5 protein-coding genes and 1 tRNA gene are annotated in these 6,460 nt (G+C 69.7%); 5 read left to right on the top strand and 1 reads right to left on the bottom strand.

All coding sequences use genetic code 11. The features are described from left to right. Positions 1 to 173 precede the first annotated feature (173 nt). Together AB0D12_RS14475 and AB0D12_RS14470 are read left to right on the top strand one after the other, a co-directional pair. Entirely contained in the window at positions 174 to 371 is a 198-nt protein-coding gene (locus tag AB0D12_RS14475; RefSeq protein WP_362681257.1) for a helix-turn-helix domain-containing protein, read from the top strand. Next, positions 371 to 1,762: a site-specific integrase gene (locus AB0D12_RS14470; protein WP_362681254.1), complete on the top strand. Its 1,392-nt coding sequence runs from the start codon at positions 371 to 373 to the stop codon at positions 1,760 to 1,762. Before AB0D12_RS14475 ends, AB0D12_RS14470 begins: the two co-directional genes overlap by 1 nt. A gap of 201 nt (positions 1,763 to 1,963) precedes the next feature. Here AB0D12_RS14470 and AB0D12_RS14465 read toward each other — a convergent pair. Then, positions 1,964 to 2,036, bottom strand: a tRNA-Arg gene (locus AB0D12_RS14465). Positions 2,037 to 2,354: 318 nt separating this feature from the next. Here AB0D12_RS14465 and AB0D12_RS14460 point away from each other — a divergent pair. The 3 genes from AB0D12_RS14460 to AB0D12_RS14450 all read left to right on the top strand — a co-directional run bounded on the left by AB0D12_RS14460 (position 2,355) and on the right by AB0D12_RS14450 (position 6,225). Continuing rightward, the gene (locus tag AB0D12_RS14460; protein ID WP_362681316.1) at positions 2,355 to 3,956 is read left to right on the top strand and encodes a dynamin family protein; all 1,602 of its coding nucleotides are present in this window, start codon (positions 2,355 to 2,357) and stop codon (positions 3,954 to 3,956) included. Between the two features lie 5 nt (positions 3,957 to 3,961). Beyond that, a complete protein-coding gene (locus tag AB0D12_RS14455; RefSeq protein WP_362681251.1) occupies positions 3,962 to 5,710 on the top strand; it encodes a GTP-binding protein in 1,749 nt (582 codons plus the stop codon). 98 nt (positions 5,711 to 5,808) lie between these two features. Continuing rightward, a complete protein-coding gene (locus AB0D12_RS14450) occupies positions 5,809 to 6,225 on the top strand; it encodes a single-stranded DNA-binding protein (RefSeq protein WP_362681248.1) in 417 nt (138 codons plus the stop codon). The last annotated feature ends 235 nt before the right edge of the window (positions 6,226 to 6,460 follow it).

The following is a 6,460-nucleotide window of genomic DNA, read 5'->3' as shown; positions in this document are numbered from 1 at the left end:
GGGCGACCTCGGCGATCGGGCGGGACTCCACGACCACCATCTTGACCGCCTCGTCCCGAAACTCAGGACTGAACTTCCTACGCTTCTGTGCCACGTGCTCTCTCCGCCGTTCTGGACTTCGATCCTATGGGGACCGCTGTCCGAGAACTTCGGGGCGCCTCAGAGGGGCCGTGATGACAACCGTAGTCCGATCGAACGGCATGCTCACGCTCGCTGAGGTGTGCAAGGAGCTGAGGATCTCCCGGTCGACCTTCTACGACTGGCGCGCCAAGAAGCGTGCCCCGCGCTGCATCAAGCTCCCGAACGGTGATCTGAGGGTTCGCCGGTCTGCGCTGGATCACTGGCTCGACGATCGGGAGGACGGGGTCTGATGAACTCGACGTTCGACGTCAGAATCCACAAGATCCTGACTTACAAGGGCAAGCGTAAGACCACGCACACCGTGCGCTGGGTAGTCGCCGGCAAGCCCCACCGTGAGACCTTTGGAACGTCCGCCCTGGCTGACTCCTTCCGCTCTGAGCTCGTGTCCGCCACGCGCCGCGGTGAAGCTTTCAGCCTGGCCACAGGGCGACCGGTCTCGCATCAGTCCGGGGCGAGTGCGGTCAACTGGTACACCTTCGCGCTGCAGTTCACAGACGCTCAATGGCGCCGCACATCGGGTAACAGCCGCAAGAACGTCGCCAAGGCGCTCATGACGACGACGTTGGCCTTCCTCCGTACGCCGTTGCCCAGCCGCTTCGCCCCTATCGATGTACGGACCGCGTTGCGCGAGTACGCCTTCAACAGCAACCGGCGCGATGAGGCCCCGCCCGAGGTGTCCACGATCTTGCGGTGGGTGGAGCGCAATACCGAGTCCATGGCGGCCTGGGAGGACCCGCGGAAGGTCGACGATGTGCTGCACGTCCTCGCGACCAGGCTGGACGGCTCGACCGCGGCGGCCTCGTCCGTCAAGCGCAACCGCCGGATCCTGAACGTCGCCATGGAGTACGCGGTGAAGCACGGCACCCTGCGCTCGAATCCTCTTCCGAAGGGAAGAGGCACTACGCCCAAGACGTCGTCGGCGGTGGACAAACGGTCGCTCATCAATCCGGTCCACGCTGCAGCTCTCCTGGGCTGGATCTGGCGCCGTCCTCGCGGTGGGCGGCGGCTGCACGCCTTCTTCGCCACGCTGTATTACGTGGGCCCGCGGCCAGAGGAGGCCGTGGCTATGCGGGTCGTGGACGCGCGGCTGCCAGCGGAGGACGAGGAGGACCAGTGGGGCGAGCTGCTGTTCCACACCGCACAGCCTGAGGTGGGGAAGCAGTGGACTGACTCCGGCGAGGTCCACGAGGAGCGTGGACTGAAGGGCAGGGCCAAGGACGACACCCGCGTCGTGCCATGTCGGCCGGCGCTTACCCGCATCCTGCGTGACCACATCGCGGCGGAGGGGCTGAAGCCTGGAGATCTGCTCTTCCCGGGGGAGAACGGGGACATTCTCTCTGGCTCGGTCTTCCGCCGCGCCTGGCGAAGCGCTCGGCAGGAAGCCCTCACGCTGGAAGAGTTCGCGTCCCCGCTCGGCAAGCGCGTGTACGACCTGCGGCACACCTGCCTGACGACGTGGCTCAACTCCGGCATCCCGCCGGCGCAGGTCGCCGAATGGGCGGGCAACAGTGTCCCTGTCCTGCTCGCCACGTATGCCCGGTGCATTTCCGGTCAGCTCAGGGACCACCAGAAGCGGATCGAGGCCGGGGGAGACCTCCCCGACCTGACGGAAGATCGCTGAACCACCCCGCGAAAACTTCGACACGTATTCGACAGGACCACCCGCGGAAACCCGGTGACAGCCGGACAGTGCCGGACCATCCTCGTGATCATCAGAGGGCGGTCCGGCGCTTACGTGTCCGCTACCCTCAGCCCGCTATGGTGCCTTTGACCAGCAAAAAGACCCTCCGGGGTGGAGGGTCTGTCGGTTGTGCGGGCTGTGTGCCCCCGGCAGGACTCGAACCTGCGGCCAAGCGCTTAGAAGGCGCCTGCTCTATCCACTGAGCTACGGGGGCCGAATGGTGGCCTCGGTGGCCTGGAGCCCCGGGTCGGGTGGTTCCGTGACCTTGCCGGACACAAGGATAGGGCTCCGATCGCCTTGGCCCGGTTGCTTCACCTGCGTGGCACGATGTGGAGGTTCGGTGAAGCGAACCGATAATCGCAGGCAGGTGCGATTCCCGCACCGCTTTTGACGTCTCACATCACGGGTGTTGTGCACTCGTTATGGCTGCGCCCCACTCATCCCGTCTGTCCCGTCTGTCCGATCGGCGCGCAGAGAGCCCCATACGCTTCAAAAAGCAGCCAAAGTTGGGCATTCTTCGCATGTGGTGACCTTGGATGTACGGCCTCAGCTGATCGACGCACTCTCCGCCCTCCGCGACCGTGTCGCCGCCGTGCGTCTCCCCCTCCCTCTTCCCGGCGCTCCGCGTGCCCGGCAGACGCGCACCGAGCTGCTCGCACAGCTCGACGACTATCTCGTGCCCCGGCTCAAGGAGCCCGAAGCGCCGCTCCTCGCGGTCGTCGGTGGGTCCACCGGGGCCGGGAAGTCGACCCTCGTCAACTCCCTTGTGGGGCGGCGGGTCAGCGAGGCGGGCGTGCTGCGGCCCACCACGCGTACGCCCGTGCTCGTATGCCACCCCGACGATCACCACTGGTTCGCCGGGATGCGCGTGCTGCCCCAGCTCACCCGCGTATGGCTGCCGCCGCAGGACGAGACCGAAGGACCCGACGACGGCGTGCGCGAGGCCCAGGAGGAGAACTCGCTGCGGATCGAGACCGCCGCGACGCTGCCCCGCGGGCTCGCGCTGCTCGACGCCCCCGACATCGACTCGCTCGTCGTGGAGAACCGGCTGCTGGCCGCCGAGTTGATCTGCGCCGCCGATGTCTGGGTGATGGTCACTACCGCCTCGCGGTACGCCGACGCCGTGCCGTGGCATTTGCTGCGTACCGCGAAGGAGTACGACGCCACGCTGGTGACGGTGCTCGACCGGGTGCCGCACCAGGTCATCACGGACGTGTCGCGGCAGTACGCGGCGCTGCTGACGAAGGCCGGCCTCGGCGAGGTGCCGCGGTTCACCATTCCGGAGCTGCCCGAGTCGGCGGGCGGCGGCAACGGACTGCTGCCCACCACCGCCGTCAGCCCGCTTTTCAGCTGGCTCGCCCAACGGGCGCAGGACCCCGCGGCCAGACAGCAGGCCGTGGGGCGTACCGCGGCGGGCGTGATCGACTCGCTCAATGCGCGGATGCCCGCGCTCGCGGGCGCGGTGGCCGCCCAGTACACGGCGGCCGTACGGCTCACCGGAGCGGTCGAGGAGGCGTACGAGAAGGAGGGCGAACGGGTGCGCCAGCGGCTCCGGGCCGGTGCCGTGCTCGCCGGGGACGCGCGGACCCGCTGGCGCAGCTTTCCGCGCGACAGTTCCGCGGGCGAACTGCTGGACTCCCTGGTCGCCAGTCTCTCGGCGCTGCTCCAGTGCGCCGTCGCCGCCGCCGAAGAGCATGTCCAGGAGGCCTGGCGGCGCGAGCCGGCCGCGGGAGCGCTCACCGTCCAGGGGCGCCGGGACCTGGAGTCGGGAGAGCGGATCGGCATCGCCGTACGCCGCTGGCGGCGGGTCCTGGAGGAGCTGGCCGAGGAAGAGGTACGCCGGCTGGAGCGGACCGCCGCGTCCGACCCCGAGACGGTGGCCGCGCTCCTCGCGGCCACGCTGCTCGGCGGGCGCCGGGCCCGCAGCGCGGGGGAGCGGCTCGCCGAGCGGATCGGGGCCCAGGGCGCCCTGCGGCTGCGCGACAAGGGCGGCGAGCTGGTGACGACGTACATCGACGACGTACTGCACAGCGAACGAGACCGCCGCCTCGCACCCCTCGACGCACTCGATTTGACGCCTGAACCGCAGGCCGAGCTGATCGCCGCGCTGTCCGTACTGCAGAAGGAGAGGTGACCGCGGTGACCGCCATCACTGACGACGAGAACGAGGCCGCCGACCGCTGGGACGACGGGCTGATCGCCCGGCGGGCCGGCGGCCGGGACGAGGAGCCCGAGAGCGAACCGGACGAGGACCTCCTGGCCGAGACGCATGTGCCGATCGGCGGTGCCTATGTCGGGCCGCTGCGGGTCCGGCTGGATGCGCTGCGCGAACTGATCGGCCTGTCGCGGACCCGGCTGGACGGCAGGACCCTCGCGGAGGCGGGACGGGTCCTGGACGAGGCGGCCGCCCGGCAGCGACTCTCCTCGCGGCACACCGTCGTCGCCATCGCGGGCGCTACGGGGAGCGGGAAATCGACGCTGTTCAACGCGCTCGCCGAGGTGCCGATCTCGGAGACGGGGCTGCGTCGGCCCACCACATCCGCGCCCATCGCCTGCACCTGGTCGGAGGGCTCGGCCGGTCTCCTCGACCGGCTCGCCATCCCGCCGCGGCTGCGGCGCAGACCGCTCGCCGGCGGCGACGAGGAGCTGTACGGGCTCGTCCTCGTCGATCTGCCCGACCACGACTCGGCCATGGTCAGACACCGGGAGCAGGTGGACCGGGTACTGGCACTGGTGGACGCGGTGATCTGGGTCGTCGACCCGGAGAAGTACGCGGACGCCGCGCTGCACGAGCGGTATCTGCGGCCGCTCGCCGGGCACGCGGAGATCACCTTCGTGGTGCTCAACCAGGTGGACCGGTTGCCGGGCGAGGCCGCCGACCAGGTACTCGACGATCTGCGCCGGCTCCTCGACGAGGACGGCATCGCGCTCGGCGAACACGGTGAGCCCGGCGCGACGGTGCTCGCGCTCTCGGCTCTCACCGGCACCGGTGTCGGTGAACTGCGCGAGCTGATCGGGAAGTTCGTGCAGGAGAAGAACGCCGCCGCTCGCCGGCTGTCCGCGGATGTGGACGCGGCCGCCGCGAAGCTCCGTACGGTGTACATCGCCGACGGGCGCACCGGCCTCGGCGAGCGCTCGCGCCAGGACTTCGCCGCACGGCTGGCGGAGGCGGTCGGCGCGCAGGCGGCGGGCGAGACCGCGGAGCGCGAGTGGCGCAGGAACGCGAGCCGGGCGTGCGGGACGCCGTGGCTGCGGCTGTGGCGCTGGTACGAGCGCACCCGTATGCGGGGGAGTGGCTTGCTGGAGGCCGCGGCCCCGGTGGAGGACGAACTCACGGCACGGCAGCGGGTCGAGCAGGCGGTGCGTACGGTCGCGGACGAGGCGGCACAGGGGCTGCCGGGGCCGTGGGGGCAGGCGGTGCGTGAGGCTGCGCTTCGCGGGGCCGAGGGGCTGCCCGAGGCGCTGGACGAACTTGCGGTGCGCGAGGCACGGTCGATGAGCGGTCGGCCGCCGCGTGCCGCGTGGTGGCCGGTGGGGGTGCTGGCGCAGGCGGCGATGACCCTGCTCCAGGTCTACGGAGGGCTGTGGCTGGTGGGCCAGATCGTTGGCGTACTGGAGCCGGGCCTGGTGCCGCCGGCGCTGGTGATGCTCGCGGGGATCGTGGGCGGGCCGCTGGTGGAGTGGGCGTGCGCGGCGGCGGCCCGGGGACCGGCGCGCCGGTACGGGCAGGAGGCGGAGCGACGGCTGCAGGAGGCGGCCGCTGGGTGCGGGCGGGCGAAGGTGCTCGATCCGGTCGTGACGGAGCTCATGCGGTACGAGGAGGTACGGGAGCGGTACGCGACCGTCTCCGGGCCGGGGGTGACGAAGTTGTCCACACTGCTGCGCTAGTCCACAGGCGTCGGCGGGATCTTCCTGTCCGGTCCAGCATGGAGATCGGTCGGAGAGAAGACCGGTCAGTGCAACAACCGGACGGGGAGGTGGCCGCGGTGAACGACACCATGGTGACGGTGGTGGGCAATGTCGCCACGAATGTGGAGTACCGGGAATCGGCGTCGGGAGGGGTGGCGCGATTCCGCATTGCGGTGACGCCGAGACGGTGGGAGCGGCAGAGCGGGAGCTGGACGGACGGACACACCAGCTTCTACACGGTCTTCGCCTGGCGGACGCTCGCCGCGAATCTCGCCGGATCCGTGTCTGTCGGTGAACCTCTTCTCGTCCATGGACGGTTGAAGGTGCGGGAGGAAGAGCGGGACGGGAAGCGGAGGACGTTCGTGGACATCGAGGCGGTGGCGGTGGGACACGACCTGACGCGGGGGACGTCTGCATTCCGGCGAGTGGTAAAGGCGGAACCGAATCTGACGGAACGTCCACAGGGGGTGCAGACGCCGACACCCGTGTCCTGACCTGGAGTTGTGGAGATTTGTCGAGTCAGAAACGGTGAAACGGCAGTGATGGGCGGCCGGGTGGCGGGCGGCGATAACGATTCCGAGTCGGAATGGTTGTCTGACGGTATGACGGGGGACTGGGGTGCGCGGCGTCTCTAGGATTTCCGCGTACTCACGGGGCACTTGAGTCTGCAGACGAGGCACTCCCCCCACGCGCCACACGCGAAAAAGGCCTCGTCCGGAGGGGAATTCT

The sequence above is a fragment of the Streptomyces sp. NPDC048479 genome, from assembly GCF_040651435.1.
In the GTDB taxonomy this organism is placed as follows: Bacteria; Actinomycetota; Actinomycetes; order Streptomycetales; family Streptomycetaceae; genus Streptomyces.
The sequence above is the reverse complement of the archived record's forward strand: the minus strand, read 5'-3'. Positions and strand labels throughout refer to the sequence as shown.

Bases quoted from the DNA above. Each gene is read 5' to 3' on its own strand.
- AB0D12_RS14475 (WP_362681257.1), top strand. From the start codon at position 174: ATGACAACCGTAGTCCGATCGAACGGCATGCTCACGCTCGCTGAGGTG.
- AB0D12_RS14470 (WP_362681254.1), top strand. From the start codon at position 371: ATGAACTCGACGTTCGACGTCAGAATCCACAAGATCCTGACTTACAAG.